Here is a 19,034-nt window from a genome sequence, read left to right on the forward strand (position 1 = left end):
GTCCCGGCTGGTACGCTCAGACATATCAGATCCTGACTTTTCGTTTTTTATCATCGGGTTCAGATCTGGCTGGCCCAGAGCACTCTGGGGTGGCTGATATTTCTCATCTGTAATCTGATTAAAATAGTAAGGTATGTCAAGAGGCCATATTTCCTCTCTGAAACAGATGCGGTTGCACAGCCCGTCACGACCGGCTACCCCGTTCAAGAACCGTATTCTCTGACCGGGATTCACAGATGACTGCCAGGATTGTTTTTGACCTTGATGGCACTTTGGTGGATAGCCTTCCCGACATTGCCGGGGCCGTAAACAGCATGCTTGCTGAGGTGAACCGCGATGCACTGTCCCTGAGCACAGTTTGCTCATTCGTCGGGAACGGCCTGCCGAATCTTGTCGGAAAGGTCATCGACCACTGCGATATGGATATGGGTCAACACGCCGAGCTGACGCGTCTGACACTGCATCACTACAACAAGCGGTCCAGCGATCTGACGGTTCCATATCCCGGCGTGCGAGAATCGCTGGCAACGCTGCAGGGCGCGGGATTTACACTGGGGCTCTGCACCAACAAACCCGAAGCCCCTGCCCGCCACGTTTTGGACGCGCTGGAACTGGCACAGTTTTTTGACGTCGTGATTGGGGGCGATACCTTCGACAGGCGCAAACCCGATCCGGCACCGTTGCACGCTGCGTTCGACCACCTCGGGGGCGGGCCGCGCCTGTTCGTTGGCGACAGCGAGGTAGACGCCGAAACAGCACAAAGGGCCAAAGTGCCGTTTCTGTTGTTCACGGAAGGATACCGGAAAAACCCGATCGAGCACTTGGCTCATACAGCTTCATATAGTGACAGTGCCGACTTGCCCGAACTGGTTGCGCAGGTTCTGGACGAGATGCCAAACACTGTGCCAAACGGAACGTAACCAGCTGCTTTCAGCCCCGGAATCCGCTGTTTTTTAGGGCCGGATGAATTTTGCGCTGCCGACCCTTCGCTGGCTGGGGGCATTACTGCTGTCCGCAACTGGGGCCTGTTGCGCCGCTGGGGCTGGTTGCGCCACCGCAGGGGCAGATCCGCAGGCCACACCATCCCCGTCCAGATCGTTTCTGGGGTGATATCCCGGCTCGCCCATGCGTACCGGCCCAAGTCCGACGGCCCGCGCCGCATCGCACCCCGCCAGCGCCACAAGATGCGCCACCGCTTCGGTCGGCTCGTAAGACGTCGTGCGCATGTAAACACCCAATGCAATGACAATGGTGGTAATTGGCAGGACCAGAACCATCATCAGGATGCGAACCGGTGACAACGCATGTTTGCGCAGCGCATCCGCCCGTTCACGCCGCCTGGCGGATCGGGGGTTGGGACTATTCTCCGGTTCCGGTTTTCTTCGGCGCATCATGGGAACTTAGATGATCATCCTATGTGGCAATGAAAGGGCCGCGACATGACAAAAAACCGGCCGGGTTTCAGGGCGCGTTGCGCTGCGAGGGGTCCCGCGTGAAGGCTTCGGGATAAGATGCCACCTCGCGCTGATGGGCTGCCGCACCGGCCCACCAGACCAACTGATCGAAGGTCCGCGACATATATCCCTGCCATCGTGTCGCATCCACCGTTTCAGCAAACCCGCCATCGGTCGCAAAAACATCGTGCGCCTTTGGTACGTGGATCATTGCGGAAACCGGCAGGCACCCCAGCTCGCTCAGGAATGTGCGCATGTTGACCGCCGCGCGCGCGCCACCCCATTGCCCGGCCGAATAGGTGACAATCGCGCTTGGTTTGTAGGAATACAGCGAGCTACCGAGATGGTTCAGAAGGTCCGCAAGCGCCGGGGACATGGAATGGTTGAATTCCGGGCTGACCATAACATACCCGTCCGCGTCGGAAATCTTGCCCGCCAGCGCGTTCAGCCCATCCGACGCGCGCCCACTGGCATAGGAAAAATGAGGTTTGAACGGACGCGGCAGATCAATCTGCAACGGGTCAACAAGCTCGACATCATGCCCTGCGGCGGTCAGTTGCATCTGACAGGCGCGCGCGACCCGTTCACCCAGACGGGCGGGGCGCGGAGGGGTGCTTTCTCGGACAGAACCGAGGAATACAAGAAATTTCAGGGGCACATCCAACTCCATATCGACAGGAAATTCAGCCTCGCCGAGGGGAGCCTAGGTGTTTATCACTTGCTTTGCCATTCGCGGATTACAAAATGCCGGAGTCACCATGCCCAGGAACGATCCAGTTCAGCCCGCCGACGATGCGGCCCGTATACTTACGCGCGAGTTGATCTCTGCCGCGACGCACGCTGCCATCGCCGTATTGCAGCCGCAGTCATCGCTGCCATCGGTTTCCCGGATTGCCCTTGCGACCGACGACCGGAACCAACCGGTATCACTGATCTCGTCTCTGGCCGAACACACCCGTGCGCTGCAGGCCAACCCAAACTGTGCCCTGCTGATCGGGGAACCCGGTGAAAAAGGCGACCCGCTGACACATCCGCGCCTGACCCTACATTGCCAGGCCGAGCTGATCGACCACGGGACCGAAGACCACAGGATTTTGCGTGCTCGGTACCTGTCGCTGCGGCCAAAGGCAAAGCTGTATGTTGATTTTACCGACTTCTGCTTTGTCCGCTTCAACGTTTCCGACGGGCTTCTCAACGGCGGCTTCGGCAAGGCATTCCGGCTGACACCACAGGATTTCTGACGGCGGGCTTGCCCGACTCGGGCAAGGGGCGCACACTGGCACTCTCTAGTTCACAAACGGCGCCCGGGTCGCGCCGACTGCTCAGACGGGCGCCATGGAGTTACGGAGGACACCATGACCATAGCTGCGCGCCTCAAACATCATCTTGACGCTCAGGGGCTGCCCTTTGACATGATCCGGCACCCTTATGCCGCCACTGCCGCCGAATGCGCCGAGGCGGCTCATGTCCCGGGTGACCATCTGGCCAAATCCGTCCTGATTCACATGGAAGAAGGGCCGATGCTGGCAGTAGTGCCGTCAAACCACAAGCTTGACCTTACAACGCTGCAATCGATCCTTTCCCGCCGCATCGGTCTGGCGCCCGAGGCCGAAGTGGAAGGCGTCTTTGACGATTGCGATCTGGGCGCCGCTCCACCGGTCGGTGCCGCCTATGACGTGCCAACCATCATCGATGACAGCCTGACCGGTCTGGACAAGGTCTGGTTCGAGGCCGGTGACCACAAAACACTGGTTGAAATGAAGGGCGGAGATTTCGACCGCCTGATGAAGGACGCCGATCACGGCTCATTCTGCTGCATGAACTGATCCGGCGGCTGGCCGACTGGCCAGCCTTCGGTTTCAGGCTTTGGCTATCGAACCACGTGCACCGCACATTGCGCGTGTCGAACAACGTGCGTCGTGGTCGAACCAAGCAGCAAATCCTGCATCCCGGGCCGGTGGGATGCCATGATGATCAGGTCCGGTTTGTTTGCCTCCGCCCAGTCGAGGATAGTTCGACCCGAATGCCCTTCGATGACCAGTCCCACCGCGTTCGGCAGATTGGCTGCAAGGCGGTCCAATTCGACCTGTATCGCCTTGCGCGCCTCTGTCAGATACTCCGCAGGCATATATGAGATGGCATAGTCGGGAATATGTTCGACAACATGCAGCAAAGTGATCGCCGCCCCGGGTGTTGCCAACATCTCGGCCAGTTTGAGCGGCCCGGAAGTATCTCTTTCGGCATCAAAGGATATCGGAACAAGAATATTGTGATACATGGCTTGCGCCTCCGCTTCAGTCAGGGTCAGACTGCTCCGGCATAGTTGAAAACGCCTTGATTCAGGTCAGTCTCAGCCAAAGGTTTCCGCCACGTCGTACATCACCGGTTCGAAACTTTTGCACAGTTCGTTGATCTTGCGGTTGCGATCACGCATTTCGGGCGTGCGCAGCATCGCCAGAAAATCCTCACGCCGCTGCCATTGCGAATAATTGGCTATCCGGGTCTGTGCATCGTTCACATGCAGGCCTGCGGAAATGAAACCGGGTTGCTTTGAAATGAAGCTCTCGAAGGCGTCTGTCAGCGCTTCAAGCAAATCCTGACAGGTCCCCGGTGTCATTTCGAAGGTGGTGATCACAGTCTGAATGCTGGCGTCTTTCGAGATTTTTGGCATCTGGCTACTCCTCCTGCTTCCTCCAGCCTAACACAGCTTTCTCCGTTTTCTCAATTTTCCTTGGCAATCCAGCGACTTCCGGAACGAAATGTTTCGTAGAAGTTACCAACTGACTAACCAAGCGTTAACCAAGGTTGCGGATGCTGCGCCCGGAAGGGAAGTTCATGGTCCGCTTGCTTGCAATCCTACTACTTATGGTCCCGGCACCTGTCGAAGCCGGTGCGTGGCTGCGCGACAAGGGCAAAGGGTTTTGGGCGCTGTCGGCAACCGGGTTCAAAACAGATGCAGGAGAGTACAAATACAAATCCTCCGCCTATTTTGAATACGGCGCGCTGACATGGCTTACGGTCGGGCTGGATGCCGAGGAACATCAGGATTTGTACGGCCACGCGCTTATTTTTGCCCGGTTTCCGGTTAAGGATTTTGGCAGTGCGGGCAGACTGGCCGCCGAGTTTGGCGTCGGTGCCTATCACAAACGGGACAAGGCGTGGGCGCTTTACAAAACCACGTTGTCCTACGGCAAAGGCTTTCAGAGCGGTTGGGGCAATGGCTGGGCCGCGGTTGACGCCGCGCTGGAATACCGCTCGCACGAGAAACTGGCGCGCAAACTGGATTTCACCGTTGGCGTGACGTCCGAGCGCTGGCTGGATCCCCTTCTGCAAATCGAAACGACCCATGTTTCCGACAAACCGTTTTATTGGAGCGTCAGACCGTCGGTGATGATCCGCCCGAAATCCTCTGAAACCATCTGGGTGCTGGGGCTGGAGCGTAACTCGGCCCGCAGGGGAACCGGTCTGAAGTTCGCTCTGTGGCGCGCATTTTGAACCCCGCGCCAGAACAGGCCGCCGTTACCGGCGACCTGCAGTAAAGGTGCGTCAGACATCTATCCGCATCGTGACAGAGACCTTACCCTTCACGGCATCAGACCAGTTCAAGCGCACCTGATCACCGCTGCTGCCCTGCTGCAGGTCCACATATTGTGTCGCATACCGGACCGCGTTGTTCCCGTTACGAAGTGGACCATGGGCTACAACGCTGTCGCACCCTCTGGCGCGGGCGCCGAACGGCAAATTTCCCTCCGAACCAACGGTCCAACTCAACGCAGCCGTGTTCTGACTGTGGATCACGCGCAGCGGGTTGGCGCTTTTGTGCGTCACGTTGTGATAGGTGTTGCCTTCGAACTGCACATGCGTGGTTCGGTTCAAATCCAGCCCTGCATACGTGGTATCGATCCGTTCGGCCCGGGTTATTTTCCCATTTATCGATCGGAACTTGTTTCCGGTGACCGAAAAACCATTAAGGAAATGACCGGTCCCATAAGGACGGACCACAATATAGCTGAACCACGGCGCAACATCGCCGGACAGAAAGATGTTGTCGGTGACGCTCATGGCGCTGAACGAAAATCCGGTGGTAAAGTCCGGAAACTGATCACGCTCGTTTGTCCATTCGATATGACAGTTGTCGACGTAATTCTCGGCGATGGTCGAACTGCTGTAGGTACCGATCATGACCAAACCGGCCGTGCGCACGCCGTTTGCGACGGAATCACCCTGAAAGAAGTGATTTCCCAGAACCATGTTGTTGGCCCCGCCCAGCACGGCGAAATGGCGGAACCGGGTGGCCCGGTTGTGACGCAGCTTGATATCGTTGGCATTGGCGTTCAGGGCAATGGTGGTGCGGTCCGGCACCGGTTTGGCATCCTCCGACGACAAGAACTGGCACCCGTCAATTAGCATTCCCTGACACCCGCTTCCGATCGAAGTGATCCCGCGGTTCTTTGGCCGGCTGATAAAGCAATCCTTCAGCGAAAAGGTCGAGCCAGAGGGGGCCAGACGGATGGCGCTGCAACGGCCATTGCACTGAAACTCTACACCCTCCATGCCGAATTTCTGAAGCGAACTGAAACCCTTGAAGTCCAGCAGATATTTCTGGTTTCGAAATTCATAGTTCTGCGTGCCGCCTCCGCCAAACAGCTGTCCGCTCAGCGTAATCTCACCTGCGCCTTCGTTCTTGGAGCGGACATAAATCTCGCGCCCGACACCGCTGCCGCGCAGCAATGAGCCAACCGGGATATTCGCGATATTGGCCACATTTTTCAGCTTGTAGGGATCGCTCGGTTGATAGGTTGCGACCGAATTATAGAAAACCGTATTCCAACTGTTGCTGTCCTGGGCATCAAGCTGGCCGTTGCGGATCACCCGACGGGTGGCATAGCTGGTTTTGTTCGGAACCGCCGCCTGCATATCGATCGGTTCGCTGACCGCGATCTTGAGCCCGCCCATATCAAGCGATTCGTGATCCGAATTGTTCAGCAACGCCTGAAAGGCCTTGCGAAAGGCCAGTGACTCGTCGCCGAAAGCTGCGACATAGGTCGGCAGATCGAAGCTTTTGGTCAAAAGAAAAATCTTGTCCGCAGGCATCGTAACCGTGCCTTCAAACTCGATTTCCGAATTGATGCTTGTCGTGTTGCCCAGAAAGTATGTCCCCTTCGAGACAAAGACCCGGCGACCGTTGGCGGCCTGATCCGCTGCCTCGAAAGCAGCCGAGTCGTCGGCCACGCCATCTCCGACCGCGCCAAAGTCGCGCACATCGACAACACCGAGCATATCGCGCAGGAACACCTTGGTAACATCCGTGATCTGGATATCGTCCACACGCACAACCGAGCCATTCGGCCCTTCGAGGTTCAGACCGAAATGTCCGTACAGGGCCTGTGTCCCCCACGACATATCAACGCCGGGCCGATACCCTGTGCCGACGATCGCGGTCACCTCTGTCACCTCACCGTAGTTCGTCAGCTGAATCGCCGGGCCTTTTTCGATCAGACCGGCGACATGAGCGTCACCCGCACCGCCAGCCCAACCTGCAATCCGGACAACCGGCAATGGTCCGCTAACCGCCTTCACACGCGCAGTTACGCGCAGGTAACACCCCGGCAGCAAAGGTGTCTGCCCCATGTAACGCAGCTGCTGGGTTGCGCTGACCTTGATCAGCTCCAGACAACCGCCGAAATGAGAATCGGAAGGGGCAAAATTTCCGATGCCAGATCCCTGATAGCTGGGCGAACCGGCGGTCCCGTCGCCGCTTGACCATACATCCAGCCCGTTCACAAACGCAGGCGGCATGAAAACGATGCCATCGGTGATTGCCTTGTTCATAAAAAATCCCTTTCACAGTTGCGCGGCACCCGCATGCCGACGCACGTCGTTGGCCGGGTCCGGGCCATTCCCGAACGCGGGCTTTTGGGTATCTGAAAGGGATTAACCGGTGCTCATATCATCGTGACGGTGGTGTTGCGTCAGGCCGCGGGGTCCGAAACGCCAAGGATCTGCACTGCATTGATCCTCCAGCCGTTTTCCAGTTCGATCATCTGGTAATCCAAAAGATGAACCTGCCCTGCCCCGTCGATGACCATGACTTTCTGCCAAAGCGCGCCTGCGATCTCGCGTAATTCCAGAAAGCGAACATCGGCCGGTCGCCAGACCATGGGGTAGCCATTTCTGACCATCGCGCCAAAGTTTTCGGGCGTGCGAAAGAACTGCTGAATATTCGGGCTTGCAAAGGTAAAGGCCGTCGCGAAATCATCCGCCTCGAACGCCCTCATCTGCGCCTTGATGTTCGCCTCGATCTCGGCGTTCTGAGCCCATGCAGGCGCGACCACTGCAAACCACAGAGCAACTGCAAACATGAAACGACGCATGGGGCCACCTCCTGTCGATCAGGTAGCCCCATGTGAATTCAGGTCAAATCAGACCAGCTCTCCGGCCAGCGCCTTGTCGATCAGAGCAATGGTTTCCGGCACGCCATAAAGCGCGATGAAGCCACCAAATCGCGGGCCCTGACTTGCGCCCAGCAGAACTTCATAAAGCGCCGTGAACCAGCCCCGCATCGGGTCAAACCGTTCACGTCCGATCGAATAGACCACGGATTGCAGCGCCTCATCCTCGATCGGCCCGTCATAGGCCTGCAATTCGGCCTTCAACGCCTCCAGTGCTTCGCGTTCCTGATCGGTTGGGGCACGATGTTGGCGCGTCGGTTTAACAAAGTCGTTGAAGTACCGCACGGCAAAGCCAGCCGCCTGATCCAGATCAGGATGCGTCTCGGCGGTTGCCTCAGGTGCATAACGACGGACAAAGCCCCACAGCGTTTCTTTGTCCTCGGCACCTGATACGGACGCGAGGTTCAACAGCATCGCAAACGGCACCATCAGGGTGGATTCAGGCACCTGACCACCATGGATATGCCAAACCGGATTATTCAGCTGCGCCTTCAGCTCCTGCCCCGGATAGGCGCGCAACTGCTGGTGATATTCGTCAACCGCCTTCGGAATTACGTCGAAATACAACCGCTTGGCCGTCTTTGGCTTCTGGTACATGAAATAGGACAGGCTTTCGGGCGCCGCATAGGTCAGCCATTCCTCCATCGAAAGGCCATTGCCCTTGGATTTAGAAATTTTCTGTCCTAGCTCGTCGTTGAACAACTCATAGCTCAGGCTTTCAGGCGGCTGTTTGCCCAGCGCCCTGCAGATTTTCGATGACTGCGTGACCGAGTCGATCAGGTCCTTGCCCGACATCTCATAATCCACGCCCAGCGCTGCCCAGCGCATGGCCCAGTCCGGCTTCCACTGCATTTTGACGTTACCGCCAGTGACCGGAATCTCGACCTTCTCGCCGTCCGGCTCTTCATAGACGATGGTGCCTTTGGCCACATTCCGCTCCAGCGTCGGCACCTGCAAAACGTGCCCGGTTTTCGGGCTGACCGGCAAGAAGCACGAATAGGTCTCGCGCCGCTCAGGCCCAAGGGTCGGCAGCATGATTTCCTGAACCTTGTCGAACCGATCCAGCGCCGTCAGCAACATCTCGTCGAAGCGGCCAGAGGTATAGTAATCGGTGGCCGACGCGAATTCGTATTCAAAACCGAAGCTGTCCAGAAAATCACACAGCATCGCATTGTTGTGCTGCGCGAACCCCTCATGCGTGCCGAACGGATCGCGCACCTTGGTCAGGGGCAGATGCAGATCCTCTTTCAGTTCTTCCTGCATCGGAACATTGGTCGGCACCTTGCGGAAACCGTCCATATCGTCCGAGAAACACAACAGTCTGGTCGGAATGTCACTGATCTGCTCAAAGGCATGACGCACCATCGAGGTCCGGGCCACTTCGCCGAACGTACCGATATGCGGCAGCCCCGATGGGCCATACCCTGTCTGGAACAGCACATATCCCTTCTCGGGCGGAGATTTCTGATAGCGTTTGAGCACCCGGCGCGCCTCTTCAAAAGGCCAGGCCTTGGACGCAAGAGCGGTTTCACGCAGTTCAGACATTGATTTCGATCTCCATCGGGGAACAGCGCCGATCACCCCATGCGACCGGCCCGAACCCTCCTATTGTGCTATCGCAGCATGAGTCAATCGCCAGACCCGGCAAACAGCGCAAATCCCGCTGCAGTGGCCCTGTTTATGTAATTTTCGCATTTATGCGGCATAAGAGTTGAACACCCTCATGGCGGCCCGTATCTTGCGCTGAATATATTCAGCAGGACAATATCATGACCGAGCAAGCGCCCCACCCAATGACCCCGCAGGATTGCCTTGTCGCGATCATGGTTGCGATTTCAGCATCCGATGAAAATATTCGCACGGCGGAACTGGTGAAAATCCAAACTGCGGTGAACATGCTGCCTGTTTTTGCCGAATACGACATCGACCGGATGAAGCGTGTCTCGCAGATTGTATTCGATCTGTTCGAACAGGAAGAAGGCCTTGATGCCATGTTCGGCCTGATCCGGGACAACCTGCCAGAACGGCTGAACGAAACTGCTTATGCGCTTGCATGCGACGTCGCAGCGGCCGACGGCAAACTTGCCGAAACAGAACTGCGCCTGCTGGAAGAGATTCGGTATGAGCTGAACATCGACCGGCTACACGCCGCTGCCATCGAACGTGGTGCGCGGGCACGTCACGCGACTTGACGGGTTTTAACGAACTAACCCAACTCAAACCACTGCGCAGAATTCAGCTGAAAGGCCGCACGATCCTGCGCGCCAATCGCAGAAATTCTGCGCGCGTCTCAGGCTGGGCCAATTTCGAACCTGTTCATTTCATACTAGTGGCGATCCCGGAAGGACTCGAACCCTCAACCTGCTGATTAGAAGTCAGCTGCTCTATCCAGTTGAGCTACGGGACCACTTTGCCTTTCTTGCTGCTTTTAGCGGCGGGGTTCAAGAGGCAAGCTCATAAAGGCGCTATTGGGATCATCCTCATACCCATGGATCGGCCCGCAATAGGAATATCCCAACGCTTCATAGAGTTTGCGCGCAGCATCATATTCCGTCAGATGCGCGGCGCCCGTTTCCAGAACCAGGGCTGTCACCCCTTCGGACTGCGCAATCCCGGCAAGGCGATTCATCATCACCTTAGCCAATCCGCGCCCGCGCGCTTCAGACAGGATATGGACGGATTTCACTTCTGCCGTCCCGTCGGGCAAAGATTTCAGCGCCCCACATCCCAGTGGCTGCCCATCATCATAAAGCGCCCAAAACCGAATTCCCGGCCCGCGCAGGGCCTCGGGATCCATCGTGTGATTGCTTTCCGCCGGCCCCGCTGTCTGACTGTGGGCAAAATGCGCCTGTACGACCGGGCGCATCACCTCGGACGTTGGGTCATCCTCGCGAATTTCGATCATTCAGTGGGTCCAGGGGCTACGCCGGTCGGTGGCGAAATTTTCGCCGTATCCCCGGGCGCGCAGATTCGGCTTGCGTTTATGAGGCTCACTCACCTGTACCTCGATGCCATGGTCCGCTGCGTAATCCAGCGCCTCTTCCTTGGTGTCGAACTTCAACCGCACCTGCGTCTGCGTATCGTTGGACGACGTCCAACCCATAAGCGGATCAACTTCGCGCGCCGAGGCGGGGGCGTATTCCAGAACCCACTTCCGGGTCTTGGCCATGCCCGAGGTCATTGCATTCCTTGCAGGCTGGTAAATCCGTGCGCGCATGTGGCTCTCCGTACTCGCTTGGCTGGGCTTGTTTATGCGTCAGAGCTCGGGCGGGGACAAGATCGCAATTGTCGCGGTTGAATGTACTTTCTGATGTCAGAAACTGTCATCAGGGTCTTTTATCACTCACTACGATACCAAGAAGAGGTCAGAGAGATGATGGGCCCAACCCAGGTTGAACATGCAAAAGCTATGACCCGGAAAGGGCAATCAGAACGGAACTCGACGATACAACCCGCACGAAGTGGTGTTCAGCATATGCGACACAGGATCAGGTCTTGCAGTTGGACAAAATAAGAACAAATGTAAGGGCCTGACCCGGAGCTTGCCTATGCCCTACGCCCATTCCGACAAGACCCAGCTGACGGCTGATGATGTCCGCGCCCGCCTGAAACTTGAGGGCGGCAAGCAATTCGTCATGCACACCGAATTTGCCCCCGCAGGCGACCAGCCAACCGCGATCAAGGAACTGTCCGGCGGCGTGCAGGATGGCGAACGCGATCAGGTCCTGCTGGGCGCGACCGGCACGGGCAAGACCTTCACCATGGCCAAGGTGATCGAAGAAACCCAGCGTCCCGCGATCATCCTTGCCCCAAACAAGACGCTGGCCGCGCAGCTTTATGGTGAATTCAAAGGGTTCTTCCCCGAAAACTCGGTCGAGTATTTCGTATCCTACTACGATTACTACCAGCCCGAGGCCTATGTGCCGCGCAGCGACACCTACATAGAAAAAGAATCGCAGATCAACGAACAGATCGACCGGATGCGCCACTCGGCCACCCGGGCGCTGCTCGAACGGGATGACGTGATCATCGTCGCCTCGGTGTCCTGCATCTACGGTATCGGCTCGGTCGAAACCTACGGTGCGATGACGCAGGACCTGAAGGTCGGCAACGAATACGATCAGCGGCAGGTGATGGCTGATCTGGTCGCCCAGCAATACCGCCGCAACGATCAGGCGTTTCAACGCGGGTCTTTCCGGGTGCGGGGCGATTCACTGGAGATCTGGCCCGCCCACCTTGAGGACCGCGCGTGGAAGTTGTCCTTCTTTGGCGAAGAACTGGAACAGATCACCGAATTCGATCCGCTGACAGGCGAACGCGCCGCCACGATGGAGCATGTGCGGGTCTATGCGAATTCGCACTACGTGACGCCGAAACCCACGATGCAGCAAGCGATCATCGGCATCAAAAAGGAACTGCGTATCCGGCTGGATCAATTGGTTGGTGAGGGCAAACTGCTTGAAGCGCAACGTCTGGAACAGCGCACCAACTTCGATCTGGAAATGCTCGAGGCCACAGGCGTCTGTAACGGGATCGAGAACTACTCGCGCTATCTCACGGGCCGCGCACCGGGTGAACCACCCCCGACCCTGTTCGAATTCATCCCCGACAATGCCATCGTCTTTGCCGATGAGTCCCACGTCAGCGTCCCGCAGATCGGCGGCATGTACCGGGGCGACTATCGGCGCAAGTTCACGCTGGCCGAACACGGGTTCCGCCTGCCGTCGTGCATGGACAATCGACCGCTGAAGTTCGAGGAGTGGGACGCCATGCGCCCGCAATCCGTCTTTGTCTCGGCCACCCCCGCCAAGTGGGAGATCGAGCAGACAGGCGGCGTCTTCACCGAACAGGTGATCCGCCCCACCGGGCTCTTGGATCCCGAGGTTGAAATCCGCCCGGTATCCATGCAGGTGGACGACCTGCTGGACGAGGTCCGCAAGGTCGCCGCCGACGGCTATCGCACGCTGGTCACCACGCTCACCAAACGCATGGCCGAGGATCTGACCGAATACCTGCACGAACAGGGCATCAAAGTCCGTTACATGCACTCGGACATCGACACGCTGGAACGCATTGAAATCCTGCGCGACCTTCGCTTGGGCGCTTTTGATGTGCTGGTTGGCATCAACCTGCTGCGCGAAGGCCTCGATATCCCCGAATGCGGGCTGGTCGCCATTCTGGACGCGGATAAAGAAGGCTTCCTGCGCTCGGAAACCTCGCTGATCCAGACCATTGGCCGCGCCGCGCGGAATGCCGATGGCCGGGTGATCATGTATGCCGACAAGATCACCGGCAGCATGGAACGCGCCCTAAATGAGACCAACCGCCGCCGCGCCAGGCAGCTTGCCTATAACGAAGAACACGGCATCACCCCCGAGACGGTGAAGAAGAATGTCGAGGACGTTCTCGCCGGGCTTTATGAGGGCGACGTCGACATGAACCGCGTCACCGCCACCATCGACAAACCGATGCACGGTGCCAACCTCGAGGCTCATCTGGACGGGTTGCGTGATCAGATGCGCATGGCCGCCGAGAATCTTGAATTCGAAGAGGCCGCCAACATCCGGGATGAGATCAAACGTCTGGAAGCGGTAGATCTGGCCGTCGCCGACGACCCCATGGCGCGCCAATGGGCGGTCGAAAAAGCCTCGGAAGATGCAGTGAAATCGCGCGGACGGTCGACGGCTGGCAGGCCGGGGCAAAGGGGTGGGAATGTGAAGAGGCGGAAGCGGTAATGCTTACTTTAAATGAACCCGCTTGTTCTTGATCCTGCCTCGCAAAAAAACGTCTTGCTGAGCCACCTGAGGAAAACGCTCCTGCCAGTCTCTGAAGCGATCATTTGTTACAATGCGCGCCTTCAATCTTTCAGCGTCGCTGATTAACAACGGGTCTGCAGGTGTTCCTTTTGGCGCAACTGATATTCGACGCGCTGGATATCGAAGTGCCTTTGAAAGCTGGGCGGGGTTCATGTAGCGACCGGCAACCAGATAACCAACATTTGCATCAAACCACAGTTTCGGCTCAAACCCGGCCAAGACCAACTGCTCAATAACCAGTCTGACCGAATGCAAAGCCGGTTCATCGTTCTGCCAATAAAGTACGTTTGACCCATCAACTACGACCCAGTTGATCGGCTTCCGAAACCTTGATCTCAGCAGCAGAATGACGGCCAGAACGATTCCGCTTGCTCCCAGCAGTAACGGCAGGGTCAAAATCGGGCCGAATGTCATCGCTGACCAAAGCGTCACACCAGCGGACGTTAGCAACAAAAGCAGCAGTTTAATCATGCTAGGGCTGATAACGAGTTTAATGGACTCTGCAATATGTTGATTCCAATATCCCGTTCAAGAAAACCCCGAACGGGCCGCCTATACTGTAAGAATGGCTCCACACTGCTCGAACCATACCTACCACATTACGTATCCGGAAAATCAAACGAATTCAGCTGGGTGCCTGGCTCTGGCGCGCGATTGCTTGCTTGGGGCTGACTGTTGCTGGCGCGAGGCTGGCTTTTGCGTGCTGTGGCTTACGATGGCTTGCTGCAGCTGGGTTCCTGTGAATTCAGTATGGACTGGATATAAGAACCCCTGAACCCATGTCAACAAAAAAATCCAATAAAAACATATAGTTGACTGATTTTATCGGGCATTATCACCCAACGTATTTCCCCGAATTCCCATCTCGCACCTGTAGTTCAAGGTTGCAGCCCAGCGCGCCCTGCTTCACGTTTGAAATCACAGTCTGTGATTCCAAGTGGTTACGATGACGAATCCGAAAAACCTGCCCAGCCCGCATGAGGTCCAAAGCGCCATTCACAGGGTGCGCGGCACCCGCGTGGTGCTGGCCGAGGATCTGGCGCAGTTCTACGGAAAATCCGTCAGCGCCTTCAATCAGGCCGTGTCGCGCAACAAGGACCTGTTCGAAGGATATCGCTTTCAACTCACCGACACCGAGGTCGCCGATTTGATATCACAGAATGTGATTTCAAAACCAAAGGGCCGCGGCGGGCGGCGGGTCAATCCGTGGGTTTATACGGATTACGGTGTAGCCATCGCCTCGGCCCTGTTCAAGGACCCGCGCGCCATCAAGATCACCCGGATGATCACCGAGGCCTTTGTCGATGGCGCAAACGCTCTGACTGAGACCCCACGCAGCCTGCCCGAGATTCTGCCGCCCGAGGGTACCCCTGCCCCGCTGCTGCCCAATGGCGAGCAACTGCGCGATCTGGCCGAAAACATCCTCGATTCCGGGCAGCAGAGCCTAGTTGATTATATCGCCAATCCCACCACCAAGCGCCAGCAAGCGGTGGCGATGATCATGAAGACCCTCGCCGAAACTGCGGGCGAAGAGGTCCGGACCCAGCAGGAACGCCTGCGCCTGCGCATCGCCGAACGTTTGGCCACCGGCGATTACGCGGATGATGATGATCGCAAACAACTGCTGGAATTGCTGCAGGCGATGAAGGGTTAAACTCCCAGTTCAGCCCGCATCTTTTTGGTCAGCTTGGCAACGACCAAATCATAAGAGGTCACGATATGCTCACGCAGTGAGGTATCGCTCATACCCCGCTCGTCATAGACCTGCAGCCACTTCATCCCCCGCGACGCCAGATAGGGGGCTGGGCGGATGCCGGGTTCGTCCCCCAGCACTTCAAAGGCCAGATCGGTCGCCTTGAAAGTGAACGCATCGCGCCCTTCGTTCCACCCGCAGATCGCAAACACCTTACCGCCCACCTTCCACACATCCGCATTGCCCCATTGGACCACGTGACTGGTTGCTTTGAGGCTGGAGCAGAAGGCGTTGAACTCATCACGGGTCATTGCGCCGCTCCCGGTTGGTGCGCACGTCGAAGATCAAATTCTCATCTTTCATGAACGCCTCAACAAGGCAGGCGGTCGACGATCGGCTTGAATTTTCTGGATGCAAGGAAAACCTCGGGCAGTTCAGACAGAACGGCGTCGATCGGATCATAAACATTTGACGCCGCCGCCAGAATCTCTTCGGACACCTGCTTGGGCTCTCGTCCCACGCGATCGGGCAGCACAAACTCCAACCCGATAAAATCCGAGATATCCTTTTGCCGTCGCCAGATTGCGTCATAGTGCACGCACAACACCGGCACCTCTTCGAAAGTTGCCCACTCTCTTACCTGCTCGGCCTGGCGCAAAACGTCGTATTTGAACAGGTCTTCGAACGGGCCTTTTGCGTTCATATGGTAAAGGTGTTCTTCAACCCAATCCGCCCCGAAGCGTTCCAATGTCGAATACACCGAAAGCGCAGAATCCCTGGTCGGACCAAAACAGAACACGACTTTGACATCGCGACGTCCACGCAGCGCATCAGGGAAATCGTGCGTTTTGACGACCGTCCCGTAAGAAAGTGACGCTTGATCAAGGCGGGGTTCAAATATGGTTCCAGCCTTTTTTTTCCACCACGTATCCTGAACGCGTGCCTCACGCAGCGCTTCATACATCAGCGTACTGCCGGAACGGCCGTTGCTGGCCACGACGAGGCAAGGTCTCGGTTTGAACAGAATGCTGGGCCTGAGTTTTATCACCTGGCAAATTTCTCGTGTCTACGCCCACCGGAGGCGGCGTTCGCACCGAAGGGGCCTCGTGGAATTGTGATGGTCTTGGTAACCTTTGCCAGTGGGGGGTTCAACCCCGTCGCAGATTCCCCCGAAACCGCAAACGCGACAACTGCGCGCAATCTCCGCACAGAGTTCCGACAAATTTATGTGAGGACCGCCAGCGTTCAGGATGGAACGTGAGGATTGGTAGCGGGTTGCGCACTGGCCAGCAACTTGAGCTTGCAAATGGCAAAGGCCAGAACACCAGCCACAAGGACCACTCCGAACGAGACACTCAAGTAGGTTGCGATGCCCTGCCAGACAGATGCGCCCAGAAAAACCATACGCCCAATAGCGGAAAGGATTCCGATGATACTGCCAAGAAAGATTACTATCAGCGCCATTCTCATGCACTCTCATAAGTGGTTCGATCATGGAAGCAGTAAAATTGGGCGGAGATGTGGCGCGCATTGGGCAAAGCCGGGTTGCGCTGAATTTTGCTTATCAGCGTCCGCGAAACCGGCAGGAAAACTCTCAACACCGTGGAATCAGGGTCGGTTAAGCCTGACGCCTTCAAGCATTTGCCTCGCTACTCAGCTTTGTCGCGGCAAGCAGCCCCTCAAGGACCGCTTCTTCGCAACTACGGGCCATCTGACAATCACCGATTGAAAAAACGGAACCTGAATATTCTGACAGGGCTTCCTCAAGCTCGACATTTGGGCGATGCCCCATTGCAAGAACCAGAGTGTCCACATCTTCCAGAACGATCGCAGAACCGCTCACGGTGTGCTGAAAAAAGGCGCTGTCCGCGTCGCGACCGAACACCCTTGCATAAGGTATGATTTCGACGCCAAGCGCGTGCAGACGTGCGACCGTCGCGTCACGCACATAGGATTGCAGCCCCTCGCCCGCGTGCAACCCGTTGACGGCAAGCCTGACGTGGCACCCGGCCTGTGCCAGCATCTCGGCCACGCCCAGACCGATCCAGTCCCCTTTCCAATCCGCGACCACAACACGGCTGCCGGGGTTGACCTCGTTGGTCAGAACCTGCCAGGCGGTACAGGTTTGCCCCTCACCATCATCATGAAAGTTCTCCGGCCAATACGGTTCCGCGCCGGTGGCAAGGATCACGGCATCCGGCGCTTCGGCCCGAACAAACTCTGCATCCACGCGGATACCCGTTCTGACCCGCGCGCCCGAGTTTCCAAGTTCTCGTTCCAGATTGGTAATGATACCACCGAATTCTGCCCGGTGCGGTATCAGCTGCGCCAACCGAACCTGCCCGCCCAGATGCCGCTCGGCCTCGTACAATGTTACATCGTGACCGCGCAGGGCCGCCGCTGTCGCCGCCTTCATTCCACCCGGGCCACCGCCGATGACCATTACCTTTTTGGGGTCGGGCGCGGCACTGACGGTGGAGTATTCCAGTTCCCTCCCGCTTTCGGGATGCTGGATGCAGGATATCGCATGCCCCTTGTGAAAGTGTCCGATGCACGCCTGATTGCAACCGATGCAGGCGCGGATTTCGTCAGAATGGCCTGACTGCGCCTTGGATGGCATCTGAGGATCGCAGATCATCGCGCGCGTCATGCCACACATGTCCGCCGCACCGGACGACAGGATGCCCTCGGCCTCCTGCGGCTGGTTGATGCGCCCGGTCACGATCACCGGCAGATCGACCGCGGCCTTCACCCGGGCCGAAAACGGAGCGACATAACCGGGTTCGTAGAACATCGGCGGTACGATATGCACCGCTCCACCCAATGTTGCCGACGTTCCGTCGACAAGCGATACATAATCGATCTGATCCGCAGCTGCCCGGATCGCGCCGAGGGAAATTTCGGCGTCGAATCCTTCTTCGTACTGCTCGTCGCCAGAGATACGCAGACCGACGACAAAATCCGCGCCGGTTGCAGCGCGCGCACTTGCAATGGCTTCGGTCAGGAACCGGCGGCGGTTTTCTTCGGTTCCACCCCAACGGTCCGTGCGCCGGTTCACGTTGGGGTTCAGGAATTGCGCAGGCAGGTATCCGTGGCTTGCGACGATTTCGACACCATCAGCCCCGGCCCGCTCCATCCGGGCGGCGGCCGCGCCGTAACCTGCGATCACCTCTTCGATCATCTCGCCGGTCATGGCGCGCGGGATCACGTGGAACCGTTCGCTGGGGGATACCGATGGCGCCCAGGCGACCGGGGCTGTGCCGTCCAGACTTTCGGTCATTTCCCGACCGGGATGAAACAACTGCACAAACAGCTTTGCACCCTCGGCATGCACCGCGTCGGCCAGACGGGCGAACCCCTCGATACAGTCATCGTCCGTACCCATCAGGACATGGCTGGTATAGCGGGCACTTTCGTGAACCCCGACAACCTGCGTCACGATCAGCCCGACACCACCTGCCGCGCGGGCGCGATGGTATGCAATCAGCCTGTCGTTGACCCTGCCATCCGTGGGCATGGTCGTGTCATGGCCCGTCGATACGATCCGGTTGCGAATACGGGTTGCGCTGATGTTCAGCGGTTTGAACAGATGCGGAAAGGGCTGGCTCATGCTGGCGTA

21 protein-coding genes and 1 tRNA gene are annotated in these 19,034 nt (G+C 57.6%); 7 read left to right on the forward strand and 15 right to left on the reverse strand.

Annotated features, from left to right (window positions below):
- Positions 1-236: 236 nt before the first annotated feature.
- Positions 237-920 (forward strand): phosphoglycolate phosphatase, encoded by a 684-nt coding sequence (gene gph / locus ACR0NW_RS05780; protein ID WP_480448422.1) that lies wholly within the window; start codon positions 237-239, stop codon positions 918-920.
- A gap of 33 nt (positions 921-953) precedes the next feature.
- Here the strand turns inward: gph and ACR0NW_RS05785 are convergent, their stop codons facing one another.
- Both ACR0NW_RS05785 and ACR0NW_RS05790 read right to left on the reverse strand, forming a co-directional pair.
- Positions 954-1,280: an excalibur calcium-binding domain-containing protein gene (locus ACR0NW_RS05785; RefSeq protein WP_480764680.1), complete on the reverse strand. Its 327-nt coding sequence runs from the start codon at positions 1,278-1,280 to the stop codon at positions 954-956.
- A 181-nt stretch (positions 1,281-1,461) separates the two neighbouring features.
- A complete protein-coding gene (locus ACR0NW_RS05790) occupies positions 1,462-2,112 on the reverse strand; it encodes an NADPH-dependent FMN reductase (protein ID WP_480448421.1) in 651 nt (216 codons plus the stop codon).
- A 100-nt stretch (positions 2,113-2,212) separates the two neighbouring features.
- Here ACR0NW_RS05790 and ACR0NW_RS05795 point away from each other — a divergent pair, with 100 nt between their 5' ends.
- Complete coding sequence (locus tag ACR0NW_RS05795; RefSeq protein ID WP_480448420.1) at positions 2,213-2,695, forward strand: HugZ family pyridoxamine 5'-phosphate oxidase; 483 nt, start codon at positions 2,213-2,215, stop codon at positions 2,693-2,695.
- 114 nt (positions 2,696-2,809) lie between these two features.
- Positions 2,810-3,280, forward strand: coding sequence for an aminoacyl-tRNA deacylase (locus ACR0NW_RS05800; RefSeq protein ID WP_480448419.1), 471 nt, complete (start codon positions 2,810-2,812; stop codon positions 3,278-3,280).
- Between the two features lie 44 nt (positions 3,281-3,324).
- Here the strand turns inward: ACR0NW_RS05800 and ACR0NW_RS05805 are convergent, their stop codons facing one another.
- Complete coding sequence (locus ACR0NW_RS05805) at positions 3,325-3,732, reverse strand: universal stress protein (RefSeq protein ID WP_170651220.1); 408 nt, start codon at positions 3,730-3,732, stop codon at positions 3,325-3,327.
- A gap of 72 nt (positions 3,733-3,804) precedes the next feature.
- A complete protein-coding gene (locus tag ACR0NW_RS05810; RefSeq protein WP_170651221.1) occupies positions 3,805-4,125 on the reverse strand; it encodes an antibiotic biosynthesis monooxygenase family protein in 321 nt (106 codons plus the stop codon).
- A 164-nt stretch (positions 4,126-4,289) separates the two neighbouring features.
- Between ACR0NW_RS05810 and ACR0NW_RS05815 the strand changes: the two genes are divergently transcribed.
- Complete coding sequence (locus ACR0NW_RS05815; RefSeq protein WP_480448418.1) at positions 4,290-4,949, forward strand: hypothetical protein; 660 nt, start codon at positions 4,290-4,292, stop codon at positions 4,947-4,949.
- 51 nt (positions 4,950-5,000) lie between these two features.
- On the opposite strand, the gene ACR0NW_RS05820 is transcribed toward ACR0NW_RS05815, so the two are convergent.
- From ACR0NW_RS05820 to ACR0NW_RS05830, 3 genes are all read right to left on the reverse strand, one after another.
- Positions 5,001-7,286 carry a glycosyl hydrolase family 28-related protein gene (locus ACR0NW_RS05820; protein ID WP_480448417.1) on the reverse strand — a complete coding sequence of 762 codons (2,286 nt, stop codon included), beginning with the start codon at positions 7,284-7,286 and terminating at the stop codon, positions 5,001-5,003.
- A 140-nt stretch (positions 7,287-7,426) separates the two neighbouring features.
- Positions 7,427-7,828, reverse strand: a complete 402-nt coding sequence (locus tag ACR0NW_RS05825; RefSeq protein WP_480448416.1) for a DUF4864 domain-containing protein — start codon at positions 7,826-7,828, stop codon at positions 7,427-7,429.
- Positions 7,829-7,876: 48 nt separating this feature from the next.
- Positions 7,877-9,451: a lysine--tRNA ligase gene (locus ACR0NW_RS05830; protein ID WP_480448415.1), complete on the reverse strand. Its 1,575-nt coding sequence runs from the start codon at positions 9,449-9,451 to the stop codon at positions 7,877-7,879.
- Between the two features lie 224 nt (positions 9,452-9,675).
- Between ACR0NW_RS05830 and ACR0NW_RS05835 the strand changes: the two genes are divergently transcribed.
- Positions 9,676-10,098 (forward strand): tellurite resistance TerB family protein, encoded by a 423-nt coding sequence (locus tag ACR0NW_RS05835; protein WP_170651226.1) that lies wholly within the window; start codon positions 9,676-9,678, stop codon positions 10,096-10,098.
- A 138-nt stretch (positions 10,099-10,236) separates the two neighbouring features.
- Here ACR0NW_RS05835 and ACR0NW_RS05840 read toward each other — a convergent pair.
- The 3 genes from ACR0NW_RS05840 to ACR0NW_RS05850 form a co-directional block, all read right to left on the reverse strand.
- Positions 10,237-10,313: transfer RNA gene (locus tag ACR0NW_RS05840), tRNA-Arg, on the reverse strand.
- A 21-nt stretch (positions 10,314-10,334) separates the two neighbouring features.
- Complete coding sequence (locus ACR0NW_RS05845; protein ID WP_480448414.1) at positions 10,335-10,811, reverse strand: GNAT family N-acetyltransferase; 477 nt, start codon at positions 10,809-10,811, stop codon at positions 10,335-10,337.
- Positions 10,812-11,123: an ETC complex I subunit gene (locus tag ACR0NW_RS05850; protein WP_170651228.1), complete on the reverse strand. Its 312-nt coding sequence runs from the start codon at positions 11,121-11,123 to the stop codon at positions 10,812-10,814.
- A 331-nt stretch (positions 11,124-11,454) separates the two neighbouring features.
- Between ACR0NW_RS05850 and uvrB the strand changes: the two genes are divergently transcribed.
- Positions 11,455-13,641: an excinuclease ABC subunit UvrB gene (uvrB, locus tag ACR0NW_RS05855; protein ID WP_480448413.1), complete on the forward strand. Its 2,187-nt coding sequence runs from the start codon at positions 11,455-11,457 to the stop codon at positions 13,639-13,641.
- Between the two features lie 3 nt (positions 13,642-13,644).
- On the opposite strand, the gene ACR0NW_RS05860 is transcribed toward uvrB, so the two are convergent.
- Positions 13,645-14,193 (reverse strand): NYN domain-containing protein, encoded by a 549-nt coding sequence (locus tag ACR0NW_RS05860; protein WP_480448412.1) that lies wholly within the window; start codon positions 14,191-14,193, stop codon positions 13,645-13,647.
- Between the two features lie 475 nt (positions 14,194-14,668).
- Here ACR0NW_RS05860 and ACR0NW_RS05865 point away from each other — a divergent pair, with 475 nt between their 5' ends.
- Positions 14,669-15,376 carry an ORF6N domain-containing protein gene (locus ACR0NW_RS05865; RefSeq protein WP_480448411.1) on the forward strand — a complete coding sequence of 236 codons (708 nt, stop codon included), beginning with the start codon at positions 14,669-14,671 and terminating at the stop codon, positions 15,374-15,376.
- Here ACR0NW_RS05865 and ACR0NW_RS05870 read toward each other — a convergent pair.
- From ACR0NW_RS05870 to ACR0NW_RS05885, 4 genes are all read right to left on the reverse strand, one after another.
- Positions 15,373-15,726 (reverse strand): MmcQ/YjbR family DNA-binding protein, encoded by a 354-nt coding sequence (locus ACR0NW_RS05870; protein ID WP_480448410.1) that lies wholly within the window; start codon positions 15,724-15,726, stop codon positions 15,373-15,375. The genes ACR0NW_RS05865 and ACR0NW_RS05870 overlap by 4 nt on opposite strands.
- 59 nt (positions 15,727-15,785) lie before the next feature.
- Entirely contained in the window at positions 15,786-16,379 is a 594-nt protein-coding gene (locus ACR0NW_RS05875) for a hypothetical protein (RefSeq protein WP_480448409.1), read from the reverse strand.
- Between the two features lie 281 nt (positions 16,380-16,660).
- Positions 16,661-16,879: a hypothetical protein gene (locus ACR0NW_RS05880; RefSeq protein WP_480448408.1), complete on the reverse strand. Its 219-nt coding sequence runs from the start codon at positions 16,877-16,879 to the stop codon at positions 16,661-16,663.
- Positions 16,880-17,048: 169 nt separating this feature from the next.
- Positions 17,049-19,025 (reverse strand): oxidoreductase, encoded by a 1,977-nt coding sequence (locus ACR0NW_RS05885; protein WP_480448407.1) that lies wholly within the window; start codon positions 19,023-19,025, stop codon positions 17,049-17,051.
- Positions 19,026-19,034 lie beyond the last annotated feature (9 nt).

The organism is Ruegeria sp. CF5 (assembly GCF_056537325.1).